Origin of the sequence: Acinetobacter sp. Swhac1 (assembly GCF_013390985.1) — a bacterium.
GTDB lineage: Bacteria > Pseudomonadota > Gammaproteobacteria > Pseudomonadales > Moraxellaceae > Acinetobacter > Acinetobacter towneri.
Map to the genome: position 1 here is coordinate 13980 of NZ_JACASN010000003.1, position 16489 is coordinate 30468.

9 protein-coding genes, 6 pseudogenes and 1 other annotated feature are annotated in these 16489 nt (G+C 36.8%); of the genes and pseudogenes, 4 read left to right on the forward strand and 11 right to left on the reverse strand.

The window, feature by feature from the left end; genetic code table 11:
- The first annotated feature begins 70 nt into the window (after positions 1-70).
- Positions 71-202, forward strand: a complete 132-nt coding sequence (locus tag HX743_RS16310) for a hypothetical protein (RefSeq protein WP_256732297.1) — start codon at positions 71-73, stop codon at positions 200-202.
- On the opposite strand, the pseudogene HX743_RS01940 reads toward HX743_RS16310, so the two are convergent.
- Positions 199-300 (reverse strand): annotated as a pseudogene (locus tag HX743_RS01940) (transposase domain-containing protein); the annotation flags it as partial. The gene HX743_RS16310 and the pseudogene HX743_RS01940 overlap by 4 nt on opposite strands.
- Here HX743_RS01940 and HX743_RS01945 point away from each other — a divergent pair.
- A pseudogene (locus HX743_RS01945) lies at positions 294-1073 on the forward strand (IS66 family transposase); the annotation flags it as partial. The pseudogenes HX743_RS01940 and HX743_RS01945 sit on opposite strands and share 7 nt — an antisense overlap.
- 256 nt (positions 1074-1329) lie before the next feature.
- Here the strand turns inward: HX743_RS01945 and HX743_RS01950 are convergent.
- Positions 1330-3372 (reverse strand): tetratricopeptide repeat protein, encoded by a 2043-nt coding sequence (locus HX743_RS01950; protein WP_178318364.1) that lies wholly within the window; start codon positions 3370-3372, stop codon positions 1330-1332.
- Between the two features lie 150 nt (positions 3373-3522).
- Positions 3523-4466 (reverse strand): annotated as a pseudogene (locus HX743_RS01955) (IS5-like element IS17 family transposase).
- Positions 4467-4660: 194 nt separating this feature from the next.
- On the opposite strand from HX743_RS01955, the pseudogene HX743_RS16250 reads away from it, so the two are divergent.
- Positions 4661-4822: pseudogene (locus HX743_RS16250) on the forward strand (IS982 family transposase); the annotation flags it as partial.
- Positions 4823-4927: 105 nt separating this feature from the next.
- On the opposite strand, the gene HX743_RS01960 reads toward HX743_RS16250, so the two are convergent.
- From HX743_RS01960 to HX743_RS01995, 8 genes and pseudogenes are all read right to left on the reverse strand, one after another.
- A complete protein-coding gene (locus HX743_RS01960; RefSeq protein ID WP_005157496.1) occupies positions 4928-5590 on the reverse strand; it encodes a HEPN domain-containing protein in 663 nt (220 codons plus the stop codon).
- Positions 5591-5623: 33 nt separating this feature from the next.
- Positions 5624-7063, reverse strand: a complete 1440-nt coding sequence (locus tag HX743_RS01965; RefSeq protein WP_178318365.1) for a VWA domain-containing protein — start codon at positions 7061-7063, stop codon at positions 5624-5626.
- Positions 7064-7080: 17 nt separating this feature from the next.
- Positions 7081-7668 carry a hypothetical protein gene (locus HX743_RS01970; protein WP_178318366.1) on the reverse strand — a complete coding sequence of 196 codons (588 nt, stop codon included), beginning with the start codon at positions 7666-7668 and terminating at the stop codon, positions 7081-7083.
- Positions 7669-7717: 49 nt separating this feature from the next.
- A protein-coding gene (locus tag HX743_RS01975; protein WP_178318367.1) for an IS3 family transposase occupies positions 7718-8937 on the reverse strand; the annotation gives its coding sequence in 2 pieces (ribosomal slippage) (positions 7718-8661 and positions 8661-8937; 1221 coding nt in all).
- Positions 8546-8662, reverse strand: a sequence feature (AL1L pseudoknot). It overlaps the preceding gene by 117 nt.
- A 173-nt stretch (positions 8938-9110) precedes the next feature.
- Positions 9111-9326 (reverse strand): annotated as a pseudogene (locus HX743_RS16315) (biotin/lipoyl-containing protein); the annotation flags it as partial.
- A 174-nt stretch (positions 9327-9500) separates the two neighbouring features.
- Positions 9501-10352: pseudogene (locus HX743_RS16320) on the reverse strand (AAA family ATPase); the annotation flags it as partial.
- Between the two features lie 109 nt (positions 10353-10461).
- On the reverse strand, positions 10462-10743 hold the full coding sequence (locus tag HX743_RS01990) for a hypothetical protein (RefSeq protein WP_178318368.1): 282 nt from the start codon (positions 10741-10743) through the stop codon (positions 10462-10464).
- A 63-nt stretch (positions 10744-10806) separates the two neighbouring features.
- Positions 10807-12903, reverse strand: a complete 2097-nt coding sequence (locus HX743_RS01995) for a dynamin family protein (protein ID WP_178318369.1) — start codon at positions 12901-12903, stop codon at positions 10807-10809.
- 179 nt (positions 12904-13082) lie between these two features.
- Here HX743_RS01995 and HX743_RS02000 point away from each other — a divergent pair, with 179 nt between their 5' ends.
- Complete coding sequence (locus tag HX743_RS02000; protein WP_178318370.1) at positions 13083-16412, forward strand: dynamin family protein; 3330 nt, start codon at positions 13083-13085, stop codon at positions 16410-16412.
- Positions 16413-16489: the final 77 nt, after the last annotated feature.

The window sequence follows — 16489 nt, forward strand, 5'->3', positions numbered from 1 at the left end:
AGGTCGTTTCAGGTAGTGTTCAAAAAACTGTGTCATTTCCTTAAGCTGTTAAAAACAGGAATGATGCATTATGGCAACTACATTTGATTTTGAAACAGCCTTAAAACAACTCCAGTCAGGACAAGCACTGACTGGAGAAAATGGCATACTCACCCCTTTAATTAAACGTAAGCGTCCGCTGAACCCCATGCCTATTTTTTAATTTGAGTTGGATTTCCAGCGATGTGGCAGTAATTCTTCTATTTGGGTCGCTTTATGTGTCGGCAGCCTTTTCAGCACATCACTTAAATAGGCGGATGGGTGATGATGAGAAAAAACCGAAGAAAGGTTATGTCTGGGCCTATGCCACAACACAGTACAATCCAGTTCAGGCGGTGATCTATGACTTTCAGGATAGTCGTTCAGGTCAGCATGCAGAAGAGTTCCTGAATGCCTGGCAGGGCCATCTGGTCTGTGATGATTACAGTGGTTATAAAGCACGCTTTAAATCAGGCGATGTCATTGAGGTGGGCTGCATGGCGCATGCACGTCGTAAATTCCATGAGCTACATGTGACTGGGAAAAGTCAGATCGCTGAACAGGCATTACTGATGATTCAGAAACTGTATGCGATAGAAGCAGAACTCAGGAAAAAGACCGATAGTACAGCAGAACACCGCCGCGAATACCAACAACAGCACAGCCAACCGGTGATGCAACAACTGTATGAATGGCTCAACCAACATTATCTGACGGTGCCATCGAGTTCTCCCACCGCCAAGGCCATCAATTACACTCTGAAGCGTTGGCCAGCTTTAAGCCGCTATCTGGATGATGGCAATCTACCTATTTGCAATAATTGGGTCGAGAATCAGATGCGTCCCTGGGCGTTGGGGCGCAAGAACTGGCTGTTTGCAGGTTCGCTGCGCAGTGGTCAGCGAGCGGCAAACATCATGACTTTAATCCAGTCAGCAAAGCTGAATGGGTTGGATCCGTATGCCTATCTCAGTGATGTGCTGAAAAGGCTGCCGACGCATAAAGCGACCCAAATAGAAGAATTACTACCACATCGCTGGAAATCCAACTCAAATTAAAAAATAGGCATGGGGTTCAGCGGACGCTTACAGAATTGCTACCACACCGCTGGAAACCTGAACCGAATTAAAAAATAGGCATGGGGTTCAGCGGACGCTTACTTTTTTCGCAAGAGATGCGATGGATGTCTGGTGATTTGTAGTCATAAATTTTAGTCCCCACTTGTTTTTAAGTGGGGACTAAATTAAGGCTTATAGGATGAATTCATAAGGTGTGTTCAGCGGACGCTTACCAAATAATTTAAAGGATTTGAAATCAATTTAAACTTTTCAATGCTGAAATCATGACATTGTTTAATTCTTTTAAGTCTGTGTCATCTGTCAGCTGATTTTTCAGCTCAAGCATCTCAACAAACTCAATTCTATCTTTAATAGGATCTAGAATTTGACCAAGATAAATTTCGCCTAAAAGTCCACCGTTCCTCATAGAACTTTTAAAGAGTTGCTTAGCTTTACTTATATCTTGAATAAATCCAACTCCATTTTTATACAATCTACCCATCTCACACTCAGCATCTGGATCGCCAAATTCAACTAATTTCTCTAGCCAATATAAAGACTTATCATTTTTAAAGCCTTCTTCAACACACAGACCATACATCATAGCCATTTCCAATTGAGCTTTTTTTTCTATCTTAGGCTGGCTAGGCTTATGACTTAGGGTTTTATCAATCCAAAATAGTGACTTATTTAAATCTTTAACTACCCCCGACCCCTTTTTATAAAGTAATCCTAGCTCAAGCATTGCTGATTGAAAACCTAGCCCAGCAGACTTTTCAAACCAATTGAAAGCCTTCTCGTAATCTTTTTCAACATAGATGCCTTTAAGATATTTACACCCTATCTCATATTGTGCACCTGCATGCCCTTGATTTGCTGCCTTATCCAACCAATAAAGTGACTTTACTTGATCCTGCTTTTGAGCAAACTTGGTCATAAGCATAATTCCTAATTGATATTGGGTATCCACATCTCCTGATTCTGCCAATTTCTCCATCCAATATTGGGCTTTTTTGTAATTATTAGATCTAAAATATAATTCACTACATAATTTTTGAGCCTTTAAAAAAGACCGCTCTGCTGCTTTCTCAGCCCAATAAATCGCTTTTGTGGTATTTTGTTTAAAGCCCTTGTCTCCATTTACATAAAACGTGGCTAATGTATATTGAGCGGCTTCAACGTTATTTTGGGCAGCATGAGTTAACCAATAAAGACCATCTTTATTATTATTTTTTTTAAGATAAATATTTGCGCATAAGTACTGAGCTTTAGAATTCCCCTGTTCTGCTAATTTTAAGCTCCAAATTAGAGACTCCTCCTCATTCGGAGTAATACCATATTGTCCAAGCTTATAAATCGAAGCTAAATAAAGTTGACTTGATTGATCATCTTGGTCTGCTGATTTTTTTAACCAACTAATACCATTATCGTAATCTTTAAAGTCTAGGCATATTTTTCCACATTGATACTGAGAGCTAGCATGGCCTTTTTTAGCAGCTATTAAGAACCATTCATAAGCTTGTTTAGTATCCTTTTCAAAGCCAAATTCACCAGTTAAAAAATACATACCAAGTTTATGTTGCGCCTCTTTGGAATCAAGTTGCGCAGCTATCTTAGTCCAATGAACACAAGCTTCTATGCTAGGAACAACGGTATCACCCTCCAAATGAGCTTGCGCTAAATTAAAAGCTATGTCGCCGATGCTAATACATTCCGTAATATTCACCACCTGAGCCAATTTAGTCAGTAATTTATCACTACTCTCACTTAAATTAAGCAAACTAATTTCAGCATAGATATTCCCTTGATCAGCAGATTTATTATACAAATCTTTAGCAAAGGACAAATTTTTATTATTCGTGTAATGATAATAGCTAGCTAAATATAATTGAGCCTTATGACTTCCTTTTTCAGCTGATTCAATAATTAAATCAATTGCTTTTTCAAAGTTGGCTTCAACACACCAACCATTCTTGTAGAAAATCGCTATTTCCATTAAAGCATCTGCATACCCTTGTTCAGCAGATTTTTTAAACCAATTGAAAGCCATCTTTTTATCTAAACTGACACTAGTACCATTTTTATAAAAAAGACCTAATAGAAATTGAGCAACAGCATTTTTTTGTTCTGCACATTTAGTTAACCAATAATGTGCTTGCTTATACTTTCCTTCTGCTAAGTAGGTTTGCCCAACATCGAGTTGTGCTGAGATATCACCTTTTTTTGCTAAATTTTCTAATTTATCAATTTTGCTTATATTAGCAGAATATTTAACAACCTTGATTTTTCGTAAGCCCATATATCCTCCAAAAAAATTATAAAAGATTAACTATTCAATCAATTACACTACAAATCCATAAAAAGGTCTAAATTATTCACTCCCTCTATTTAATAAATGGCTTTGTTGCACAAAGATTTGAAATGCAAAGCGCCCCTAATTGAGCCAAATTTAAGGCGTAACTTGGGTAAGTGGTCGACCTAATTCCGTAAATCTGTTGAGGACTGCTACACGTGCATGAATTTCATTCACCTGACTAGGAAAGCTTCTTGCCATTAATTTATCGCCTAATAATTTGATGCAATGCATCTTGGTTTCCACCAAACTGCGGCGATGATAGCCTGACCATTTTTTCCATAATGTCCTGCCTAAACGTTTAACGGTTCGAAGTAATTCATTTCGCTCTAGCGAGCTACTCTTTGTATCTTTCCATGGTTTCGCATTTTTTCTAGGTGGAATCACCGCATATGCTTGCCGATCTGCAATGACCTGACGGCATTGCTTGGTGTCATAAGCTCCATCGGTATAAACAGAGTCAATCTGCTCATCTTGTGGAATCTGATTAAGTAAATCACCAAGCACCTGTGAATCACTGACATTATTGGTTGTGAGCTGAATAGCGCGTATTTGTAGGGTTTTGGCATCTATACCAATATGTAGTTTACGCCATTGGCGACGATATTCAGCTCCATGTTTCTTGCGTTTCCATTCGCCCTCACCTAGAAACTTCATGCCTGTAGAGTCTACGAGTAGATGCAGCCCATCGCTACTTTTTTTGGTAGCTGATTGCAATATCAATATGCTTTTGTCTTCTACTGTCTTCTACAAAGCGTACTGTAATCTGGTGCGGTCCAATTTAATCCGCAAAGTTTAATCAGACTTTGCACAAAGCCAGTGACCATACGTAAAGACAGACGGAATAAGGATTTAATCATTAAGCAGCATTGGATGGCTGCGTCGGAGTAGGTTTGATTTCGCCCTTGTTTGCCTTTTGATGGCGCATACCATTGCGTAGCAGGATCAAACCAAATGGCAATATTTCCGCGACTCATGAGTGCTCGGTTATATGCGGGCCAATTGGTTGAGCGGTAGATTTTGTGTGTAGGCTTCTTCATTTGAAAATTATATCGCTGAAAAACCCTTTACAGATAGGTTTGTGCAACAAAGCCAGTGGGGACTAAATTAAGGCTTATAGGATGAATTCATAAGGTGTGTTCAGCGGACGCTTACAGATTACAGTAGTAATCTTTAGTTCCATATTGATTGATCTCTGAGAAAATTATAGTAGGTATCGAAGAATGAATCACACAAATTAAAAAATTTACATCAATTTGAACATTCACGTCATCGTTCGGTGAATAACTTCATGGTGAATATCATGGCTGCTGTAGTGGCATATTGCTTGAACCCCAATAAGCCAATTTTCCAAAATATGCTAAAAGCTAAGTGGATTTCATCGAACTCAGGTTAGAGAACATAATTGAGCTTATCAAACTTTGGGGGCAGAAAAACCCAGCCAAGTTTTGACTAGGTCATAGTTTGTCGCAGTGTTTAATCAATTAAATCAATATTTTTTTTAGGATTTAACCACAGGGTAAAAGGGTTTACCCCAAGTTTTGTCATTGGGATGATTCAGCATGACCTGTAGCATTTCAGGGATAATTGTAAACAGAATGGTGCAGGCATCTTTAAGTTGACTACGATTGACAGTACTGTTGAATGTCGCACCACCGTGAATAATCTGGTTACGCAAAGTATAGAGGTGATTAAAAACAGCGACCAAAATTTCAGGCGTATCTTTTTGGCTGAGCGCATTTAGGGCTTTTTGTTTATTACGTTCAAAACTTTCTAGCCATTCAGTTTCTGTAATTAACCCATTGTGATAATCCCAAAATTGCTGAAACGTAAATTTATTGTTCAGAATAATACGGATACTGCCTGAAAAGGTATTCCACACCGAATCATAAATATGGTGCTGTTGATCTAAATGGCAAATTCGATAAATAAATTGTACGAATAGTCCTTTATCTACACTACGAATACCTGCGCCTAAATCCTTGGCATAAGCTGCATTAAAGGCAATCCATAAAAAGATAAATTGAGAATCAAAATCCTGCGCCTGTTGTGCTTGTTCAGCTTGTTGTAACCAACTGAGGGAACGATGAATGCGTAAACGGAAATCTTCATTAAACTGTTCTTTGCTCTGTTTAAATTGGTGCTGGATTTCCTGTAATAGCATGATTTTTATTCCCATTTTAAAGTCTGTTTTAGTCTAACGTAGTTTACTCCAACTGGCAAAATGATGGATGGAATTACAGAGCTGCTCTAAGCCACCACCAGCATATCCAACCTGAATACCATGATAACGTGTTCCATCTTTTTTGGATTTTTCGACTATCGTTCGGATATGGGAAGAAGCTGACCATTGTCCATCACTGACAATCATGACATCTGCTTTTTTCCATTGTTCTTGATCAAGTCTTTGAATGGCATGTTCTACAGTTTCAATGTCAGTTCCACCGCTAAATGAACAACCTAAAAACTCCAATAAGTTTTGAATGCCTGATTGGTTAAGTTTGAGTTCATATTCAATCTTGTCACCACGTCCACTAAATGCAAATAAGTAGCAAGGTCGTTTTTCAGCATGGGCAGTTTTGGCTGCCTGTAGGGTGAGGGCTTTTGCGACCAGTTCAGGTTCGCCACTCATTGAGCCAGAAGTATCCAACACCACTAAAATAGGTCCTCGATCAAAACGTGGGCGAGGTTTTTGAACTTCAACTTGTTCATTGATTTCTGCCCAAGTTTTACTAATCTCTGTGCCTTGAACCCGATAACTAAGCAGGGCTTGTTCATAGCGACGTGCATGCCATAGCATTTTTAATTGTGGATGTCCGAGGAATAAGGCTTCCTGTGGCAACATACGGGCAATATTGCCACTGCGTTCAATTCCAGACATTTCTTCAGGAATATAATGAACAACTTTTTCCTGTATTTCTTCAACAACACGGGAAACACTTTCAAAAAAACTTTCGAGTGCTTCATCGTTATCTATGCTTTCTTGTAGGCGACCTAATGAATCCACAATCTTTTTAAACTCATCAATGCGTTTGAGGAGTTCCTGTAGGCGTTCAATATGTCGCCAGTTTTGATGTTTTAAAATGCCTTTGGTGAGATCAACATCACGACCCAACATATTGCTTAAATCGCCAAACACATCATCCAGTTTTTTCCAAGCCTGAACTTTGTCATTCCATGCTTCATTGATTACAAGTTCACCTGAAAAATCAAAATGATCTGTAAAATCAGTATCATCAATTGGTTGATTTATACGTTTCAGGTTTTTAAATTTTTCTCGTTGTTGCGCCTGCCATTCTGCAAGTTGTTGCTGATATTCATATTGAACTAGATGCCATGTTTGCATGACATCCTGTAAAAGCTGTACTGTTAATTCATGCTGATCTTTCATAAAACGGGCAACATCTGCCTGCTTGAGCTGTTTTTCAACGTTCTCTGAAATATAAGAGGGTAGCCAATCGGGTTTTGGCGGCAGTTCTCCAGCCATGAGGTATTTATACCATTGCTGCATGGTACGGCTACGCTGTTCCAGTGTACCTACGGTAGAGCAAATCACATGCTCCAATAGTTCCTGTGGACAGTCATCCAAAAATGCATATTGGTCTTCTAGATAATCAGCAGCAATGGTTTCAGCCATCATCACAATCCTTAAACTTATAAATGATCTTGATATTTCAATTTCAAAACTTGCAAGCGATTTTCCAAATCTTGAATCTGTGTAAGACTTGCTTGTAAAGTTTCAGTTGCAGGCTCAATAAAATCGGTATCAATCCATAAATGTCCACCATTCTGACTTTGTAAATCTTTTAAGTTTTTGGTGAGTTGTAATTTCATTAAGGCAATGTGCTTGAGATGATTTTCAACTTCTTCGGATTTCTGCTTAAACCATTGTGGATTATGATTTTTGTTGATTGTTGTGGATTGATTTTTTTGTACTGTAACTTTTGAATTTAGGTTATCAAGAAATTCCATTGCTTTATCAATATAGAAATGAGCAGGGTATTTTGTTTGTTGGCTATCGTAAGCATAAATTAATGCATTCAGTAGATTTCCATAAAGTGTTTTAGGATATTTTTTTTCTGCTCTTTCTATAAATAAAACAATGTATTGTAAAGTCTGTTGATCAGTAGATGTCGTTGAGTAATGTTTAGCTAAACTTCCTGCTAACCGTTGTGCTTTATCACCAAAATTTTGTGATGAAGCAACATTTGCAGCTCTCACAGCCTGTGAAAACCATCCCATTATATTTCTCTGAACCGTACCGGGTTTGTCGGAGACTTTTTTATTTAAGTTAGGCCACCTGACCTAACGGGTTAATCTTATCATAGTACATTGCTTCAAACTCAAAAGGTGATACATAACCCAGTGCACTGTGTACACGCTCTTTATTGAACCAATCTACCCAGTTTAGTGTCGCAAGTTGTACATCCGCTAAACCTTGCCAATCCGCTTTTAAATATTCAATCACCTCTGTTTTGTATAAGCCATTCACCGTTTCAGCCAAAGCATTATCGTATGAATCACCAGTCGTACCGACTGATGCTCGTAAATTTGCTGCTTCTAAACGATGGGTATAACGAATGGAAAGATATTGAACACCTCTGTCGGAATGATGAATCACATTCTTTGGCATGCCTCGATCATGCAATGCTTGCTCTAATGCATCGAGCACCATATCGGTATTCATTCGTGTAGATACTTTCCAGCCAACAATTGCTCGTGAGAACACATCAATAATAAAGGCGGTATAGACCCAGCCTGAATGAGTTTGAATATACGTAAAGTCACTGACCCACAGTTGGTCAGGATGATCAGCAGTAAAATTACGTTTCACTAAATCATCTGCTCGTTTTTGGTCATCTCGGCTACGGGTGGTTTGTTTGTTCTTACCTCGCCAAACACCTTGTATACCTAGCTTTTTCATTAATCGAGCAACAGTACAGCGTGCAATAATATAGCCTTCACGTTTCAGTTTTTGCCAGACTTTACGTACACCATACCGACCTGAACTTTCCTTCCAAATTCGTTTAATCTCCTCAGCATGATGCAAGTCATGTAAATCTCGCTTTGCTCGATGTTCTGGATTTTCGCAGAGATCTAGAGTCCGGTAATAGGTTGAGGGTGCGATCGGTAAAATTCTACAAATCGCCTCGACTCCGTACAGCTCTTTATTATTATGGATAAAATCCACCATTATTTGTGTGGGCGGTCGAGCTCCGCCTGGGCGAAAAAAGCGGCTGCTTTACGTAGAATTTCATTGGCACGTTTTAATTCTTTAATTTCACGTTCCATTTGCTTCATTTTTTCTTGGTCAGATATCTGTTGTACTTTGGCAGGATTTAGTTGATCCATATGCTTTAAATACCAAACACGCAATGTTTCAGGAGTACAACCGATTTTAGGCGCAATAGCTGTGATTGCTGCCCAAGTAGAAGGATAATCTTTTTCAGATTCAATAAGTAATTGAACCGCTCTTTCTCTAATTTCGGGGGTATAGTTTGGTTTTTTCATCGGAATAGTCTCTCAGAATATTGAGTCTCCGACAAACCCGGTACGGTTCACTCCTATAAAATTAATTATTTCATTTGTGCCTTGATTAGCTCACCAATTGTTCTTGGACCATTATTGGCTGATGTTTGAGTTGAACTTGATTTTGTTTTTAAATTATCAGTAGAAGCCAATACCGCAATAGCTTCGTTTGAGAGAACCATATCACCTTCATCTTTAATAATGGCATAGATCATTCCATCACATGGAGCAACAACTTCTAAAATAACCTTGTCTGTTTCAATATCACAAATAACCTGATCTTTACTTACTCTTTCTTCGATTTTTACATGCCAAGTGGCAATTGTTCCATCGGCTACACTTTCTGGAAAGACAGGAGCATTGATTTCGATAAGATCACTTGTTGGTGTTTGTGGGCGATTAGGCTGCTGATCAGAAGCCTTATGAACATTATTGTTTGGTTTAGGCAGTTTCCTGACCTCTTTCTCCAAAACTTCAACGACTTTGACCAGATTATCAACATTAATCACCGCCTTGCCGCAATACTGCTCATACATTTCTGCAACCAATTCAACCTGTTCTGGTTTTTCCCAAATACAATGTTGAACCAACCAGCAATCCCAAATTGAAACCGTACTTTGACCATTGGTAAAGGCAGAAACTTTTAGCATGTGAACAATCTTACGCCAACGACGATCAGAGACCTGAATCTGATTTTCATGGCACCATTTTCTTAACTCAACCAGAAAATTGACCACTTCGGCAGATAGCTCAATGTGATTGGCATTGTTTTGAATAAACTGTACTTCTTCAAGACTAAGCTGTTCGATATTTAAATCTTGATCATTATTTTTTAAAGTCAGGAGTTGTTTAAAACCTTGCCGACTGACAGGGGCAACATATTGACGAAACAAGAAGCGGTCAAATAAAGCACTCAATTCTTCACTTTCAGGAAGTTCATTACTTGCACCTACCACAGAAAGTAGAGGCGCTTTTTCCCGAATAATCCCATTATCAAATTCACGTTCATTTAATAAAGTGAGCAGAGCATTGAGAATGGCACTATTGGCTTTAAAAATTTCATCTAAAAAGGCAATCGATGCTTGCGGTAAATAGCCTTGTGTTAAACGAGTATACTGATCTTGCTCTAAGGCTTTAATGGAAAGAGGACCAAACAATTCTTCAGGTACAGAAAAGCGGGTCAGTAAACGCTCAAAATAGGGTGTTTGCTTAAACATGAGATGGATGCGACGAGCCACCATACTTTTGCCTGTGCCAGGCGGGCCAATCAATAAAATGTGTTCACCTGATAATGTTGCAAGAAAGGCAAGTTTAATGGTTTGCTCACGCTCAATTAAGCCTTGCATCAACTGTTGTTGAATACGCTGAATTTTTTCAAATAATTGCTTTTGGTTCATGGTGTTATACGCAATATAAATTATACATAGAGTGTAAGTTTAGGTTTGATAAAAAGATAGTGATTAAAACTATGACCAAGTCATAGTTTGACGTAATGAAATCATCAACTTATGAGCCAAAGAATATACCGAGTCCGACTAGAACAATCAGACCCAATGCCAAACGATTGAGCAGGGTAATAAAATTCCAGCCCTTTTTAATGGTTGCCCGATGCTGATAAACACGTTGAAGATTATAAAAGACAAACAGTACATCAATAATCAAGGCAACTGGTAAACCAATCATCGTGACAATACCCAGCCCATTAATCACAATAAGCAGAATGACTTTTTTAATATTGCTTTGGCTAAAAACCAGATGTTTAAAGAACAGACGTTTAATCATTTCCATATCGAATTCCCCCAAATCTGTATAAAGGAAAAGGTGTACAAAAATCTGTACACCTATATGGTTTTAAGCCAGGATTTTTTTAAGCTGTTGATATTCTTCTAAGGTTTTTTGTTTTTCAGCAAAATCTTGACGAACTTGTTGCAACTCTTGTTCAAGTCCTGCAATTAGGGTTTGCAGTAAAGAATCACGAGTTTGTTCTAAGCTGTGCTGTAAATCCTGAGAAGATGTTTTAAAGCGTTGCGATAACATTTCAAAAATTTTCTGCAATGATTGATTAAGCTGTTGTTTAAGTTGCTGAATATCACTACTTGAACGAACCTGACCGCTAAAATTACGGCTAATCAGCTCACTTGGATTGCCGATATCCAAATTTAGCTCAGGTAAATCTAGCTGATTGATGACACGATCTAGCGTATTTTTAAATTGTTTAGGATCAAAATCCTGACTGGATGTATTCAGTTCATCCACCAGTGCCTTGCGTAACTCCAGTTTTAATTGGCTTGGGCGAACTAAGTCGTTAAAGTGATATTGAATATCAACTGTGCAATCACGGGCATATTGACTGACTTGCTCTACTGCATCGGAAGCATTCAGGTATTCATAGGTTGTGGTGTAGCTACGATAACGTGTTTCAGTGCTTCCCCAACTAAATGGGTTATACCATTTTGAGGTACTTACTTCATACGAGCGTTCTTCTGTCTCTGTCCCCGTATGTGTGGTGATTTGACTATATTGTTGAATCCCTTTTTGCAAGTCACGGGTAATATCTTGAGTCGTGCTTTGCAGTTTATTAATTTGTTGATTAATCAGATTTTCCAGCTTCCCTGAAATGCGCTGAATCTGTTGTTCACATTTCTTTTGCTGCTGTTCCAGTTGCTGAATATCTTGCGTGTTCAAGGTATGGATACGTTGATCAATCATTGCAGTCAACGCTTGTACTTTATCTGTTAAATTTTCCTGAGCTTTGGGCAAAAGTTCTTGTTTCTTCTGTTCTAAAAGTTGGACTTTATTCTGGCGAGCCTGTTCATATTCTTGGCTAAGCGTTTTAAAGTTACCAATTCTTTCCCAGTCTGCTTGAGTAAATTGGTAATCACCCCATTCTTCCCCTAAACTTTGTAATTCCTTATAAGTATGCTGCATGGCGTTATCCCATTGAGATTGTTCCCAATGTGAAAAACCATAGGCAAAGGTACTGGATAGAATAGGTTTGGTCAGTGAGCGTAATAATTCGGCAACTTGTGGGCGACCTGCCTGTTCACGTTGTTCAGCAAGTTTTCCAAGTTCAGTTTCCGCACGACGATTGACACGTTTTTGAACATTGGTTTCACATTCTGCTAACGAATCACGGTTAAAACCATCATCAATAATCACAGAATCATATTGTGCAGCCACTAAAACCATTTTCTGTACGCCACCTTGAGGAAGTTGGCTTGAGAGTAATTCAATATCAGATTGATCTAAAAACTGACTAGCACGGGAAAGGAAAAACACAACATCACAGCGTTTCATTTCTTCCTTGGTCTTTTCAGTACGGCTGAGCACAGGATCGTTCATTCCTGGCGTATCAATAATGTCAAAGCCTTTCAGTTCTTCATTGGGTAAATAGAGGCGTGTCATCTTGACCAAAGGCGTATATTGACCACTGTTGCCTGCATAGCTGTCTAGAACCTGCATCAGCTCATCTAAAGAATTGGCTTCAATCAGTTGTTTTTGTTGCTGCAATACCTGAGTAACATCCAGGCCACTTTGCTTCACCATCGTGGTCAGTTCTTTTGCTACTTTAATTTGGTCATAATCGCCTTGTTGTTGTGCCAGTTGCTCAAGGTCTTGCCATTCCTCTGCTGTGTAGTATTCAACTTCCAGTACAGGTTTTTCACCGTAGGAAATGCGTGTTAGGTTTGCTGTTTTAGGTGTGGCTGCTGTAGGCAGAACGGGTTTGCCATTAAAGAGGAGAGCATTTAAAAAGCTACTTTTACCTGCCTTGACCTGCCCCATAATCGCAATATTCAGTGTTTGCTCTTCCTGATTAAAACGCTCGACCTGTTCTAATAACGGTTTTTTTAGGCTTAGAATATCCTGAATTTCATTAAAACGTCCCTGCCAAGGTTGTAATTGCTTAGAAAGTTGGTTCAATTTTTCTAGGTGTTGCTGAATGGTCATAAGACACTCTTTTTTATGATGAAATAAACTATTTCATGGAGTCTACCTGAATTCTTATAAAAAAATAGAGTCATTTCATCGGTCTAAGTCATAGTTTGACGTAGTAATTTTCATAGATTATTTTATATTGGATTTCAATTGTATATGATCAACACATAATAAAATTTCAGGACAAGAGAATGTCATACCAAGAAGACTTTGATATCGCACAGCGTTATGATTTATTGTGCCGCGCCAGTCAGTCACATGTTGAACAGGAGGGGCAACGTTTACAACTTGCAGCCGATCTGGATGTATTGGACAAAATCATTAATCATGATTTGCCTGAACTGGCTCGTTCAGGTAGCCCTGATCATTTTGCGGATATTTTAAAAAGTCTCAATCTGGAATTAGAACATTTTAGGGAGTTTTGTGAATTTCCAGACTTGGCTCAAAAAGTTGTGGTAGGTGTTGGTGGCGCATTCAGTGCGGGAAAATCCAGCTTAATTAATACGCTTTTAGGGAAAAAGCGTTTAGTGGTAGAGATTGATCCAACAACTTCTTTGCCGACTTATTTGTTGTATGGTGAACAGGAACAGATTACGGCACTTAATTTATTTCGCCGTCGTGTAATTTTATCTCAGGAAGAATTTGCCAGTCTGACCCACGAAGAAAAAATAAAATATGGTAGTCAGATTGCAGGGCTATTGCGTTCAGCTTTTGTCAGTGATCCAGATTTTGCTTGGAAAAATATCGCCTTGCTTGATACCCCAGGGTATAGCAAACCTGATAGTGAACAGTGGAGTGAGCGAACAGATGAATCTGTGGCACGTTCACAACTTAATTTGTCTAATTTCATTATTTGGGTGGTATCTGCGACACAAGGGACAATTTCTGAAGATGATTTAAAGTTTTTGGCAACTTTAAATGCGGATATTCCAAAGCTGATTGTGGTCAGCCGTGCCGATGCGAAAACACCTGAAGATATTGTAAAAATTGTGGCTTTGGTGAAGCAGACGACAGCAGAACGAGGAATTAATGTACTGGATGTAGTTCCTGTATCTGCACGTAAGAAAAATGATTATCCTATTCAGCCTGTACTAGAGTTTTTAGAGAAGTGGAATGAACAGAAAAAAGGTTTAAGTTTTGCTCAAAATTTTAAACGTCAGTTTGTGGGGTATAGTCAATTTGTACAGAATAAACAACAACAAGCTAAAACCAAATTGGAACAAATAAATAAGTTATTATTTTTATCTGATCATACTGAACAAACACAAATTACTGAAAAACTACAATATATTGAAAAAGATAGTAACAAGGAATGGAATGATTTAGCTAAAAAACTTGAAGAGCTACAAAGTCAGTTTTTTAAGAAAATGAATCAGCTTGCAGATTCAATAAGAGGATATAAGGAACAGTTGATTGATATTGAAACACTATTGCAAGATCCAAATTGTTCAGCAGAAATATTACAAAGCTATTCTGAAACACTAGATAATGATATACTAGATATAATATATAAGCATCAAAATTGTCCTCAAATAGTACTTGAAAGGGCGTTATCTAAACCTGTGGGAAGCTTGTCTACAGAAAAAATTATAAACATATTTTCACGTGGTGAAATATATTTTAATGAAAAAGATCTATTAAATCATTATAATATGCTTTCTTCTAGTGAGAAGTTAATGTTGGTTGGTAAAAATATAGGTAAATTGGTAAAAAAATATCTTTCTAAAGAGGAAGATAAAATTATTTTATATGAGTTGTTAAAGAATAAAGAACTAGATGATGAAGATTTATTAAATATAGCATATTATTCTCTAAATAGTTTTTATTTGGCAAAAACACTACTAGGCGTTAAAAATCTTTGTATGGAAGCCCAAGTTATTCTGACAAAAAATGACAATGTAAGTATTAGGGCTAGTTTGGCAAAATTAACAAAAATAGAAGAAGTTCAAACTATATTAAGTAGCGATGAAAGTGAGAGAGTTAGAAATCAATTATTATTGAATGATAGTTTACATGATCAAGTGAAAAATAAATTATTATCTGTAAGTTCAAATTTTAGAGTTAGTCAAGAAAGTAAACATTTTTCTATAGTTCAGGAAGGAGATGATTGGGATAAACAAAATCTTGCTGAAAATTGGTGGATATCTAAGAAGATACAGTTAGCTTTAATTGATAGTTATGATGAAAGTATTAGAGGTTCTTTAGCCTCAAATCCGACTATAGATGAGGAAATACAGCTAAAATTAGTTGAATTAATAGGAGATAGTTGGATAGATTCCATTAAATATAGTTTAACAGATAATAGAAATTTAACGGGCTTAGCATTATATAAATTAATGGAAAAAGATAGTCTGTTATATGCTGATGATAGATTGTTTGATGGGAGAATAAAGTTCTCATCTGAACTACAGCAAAAGTTTTTTGATAAAGGTTTTATGACTCGATGTAGTTTGGGTAAGTATCCAAATTTAGATGAAGATATACAAATTAAATTTATAAATGGTTGGGATATTGATAATATAGTAGATAATAGTAATTTAACTAAAAAAGTACAAAATTTATTGATAGATAATGGAGAGCACTTAGATAGAATTTCATTAAATGAAAAATTATTTGATGAGATTTATTCTAGATTGGCTCATGTTGATTGTAATAAGGTTAGAATAAATTTAATAAGAAATAAAAGTGTGAAGATGGAAGTTAAAGAGTATTTGTCTACTCTAAGTAATTTCTTGAACTTCTCATTTGATATTATAATAAATAATAAAAATATTGATCATTTTGGTCAAAGTGTTATATTAAATGAAGAAGATTTTTATGTTAAGAAAATAATGGTTGAAAATTCTATTTTAAATGAAAATATTCAAAATTCTATAGTTGAAGAAAATAATGAAACACTTGTTAGATGTATGTTGGAAAACCCATCATTAATTGAAGTTTTACAGTTAAAATTTGTAAATCACCCCAACTCTTGGTTCAGAAGAAGTTTAGCTAAAAATACTAATCTAATAGAAAGAGCGCAACTTACTTTAGCAAGAGATGAAGAAGCCTCAGTTAGAGAAAGTTTAGCTAGTAATACGTCCATTACAAATAATGTTCAGTTAATCCTTGTAAATGATAGTGATGAATCTGTAGTTAAGACATTGGCTGAGAATAAAGGACTTTCGATTGATGCTCAGATAAAAATAATAGAAATTGGAAGTAAAGATATAATATATTATTTGGCTAGGAATGAGAATTTGCATATCAATGTTCAAGAAATTTTATCCAATTTTGACTGTTCTGATTATGATTCTAGAATCATACTAAATAACTTAGCATCTAATAGATGTTTACACCCTAATTTGCAAGAAAAATTAGTATTAAATGATGATTTGCACTCTAATCTGGCATCAAATGTAAATGTAATAGAAAAAGTTCAAAATATATTACTAAGTAAGTCTGATAACTATATTAATGAAATTCTTTATGAAAATATAAATTGCTCTATTTTGAGTAGAAGAGCTATTTTAGAGTCTTGAATGACTTTGTTGCATAAACATTCTTCAAGATACTGATTTTTAGGGATTTGTTTGAATTTTAATCCAGAAATAAATTA

Bases quoted from the DNA above. Each gene is read 5' to 3' on its own strand.
- HX743_RS01960 (WP_005157496.1), bottom strand. From the start codon at position 5,590: ATGCTATTACAGGAAATCCAGCACCAATTTAAACAGAGCAAAGAACAG.
- HX743_RS01970 (WP_178318366.1), bottom strand. From the start codon at position 7,668: ATGGGATGGTTTTCACAGGCTGTGAGAGCTGCAAATGTTGCTTCATCA.
- HX743_RS01995 (WP_178318369.1), bottom strand. From the start codon at position 12,903: ATGACCATTCAGCAACACCTAGAAAAATTGAACCAACTTTCTAAGCAA.
- HX743_RS02000 (WP_178318370.1), top strand. From the start codon at position 13,083: ATGTCATACCAAGAAGACTTTGATATCGCACAGCGTTATGATTTATTG.
- HX743_RS16310 (WP_256732297.1), top strand. From the start codon at position 71: ATGGCAACTACATTTGATTTTGAAACAGCCTTAAAACAACTCCAGTCA.
- HX743_RS01965 (WP_178318365.1), bottom strand. From the start codon at position 7,063: ATGGCTGAAACCATTGCTGCTGATTATCTAGAAGACCAATATGCATTT.
- HX743_RS01990 (WP_178318368.1), bottom strand. From the start codon at position 10,743: ATGGAAATGATTAAACGTCTGTTCTTTAAACATCTGGTTTTTAGCCAA.
- HX743_RS01950 (WP_178318364.1), bottom strand. From the start codon at position 3,372: ATGGGCTTACGAAAAATCAAGGTTGTTAAATATTCTGCTAATATAAGC.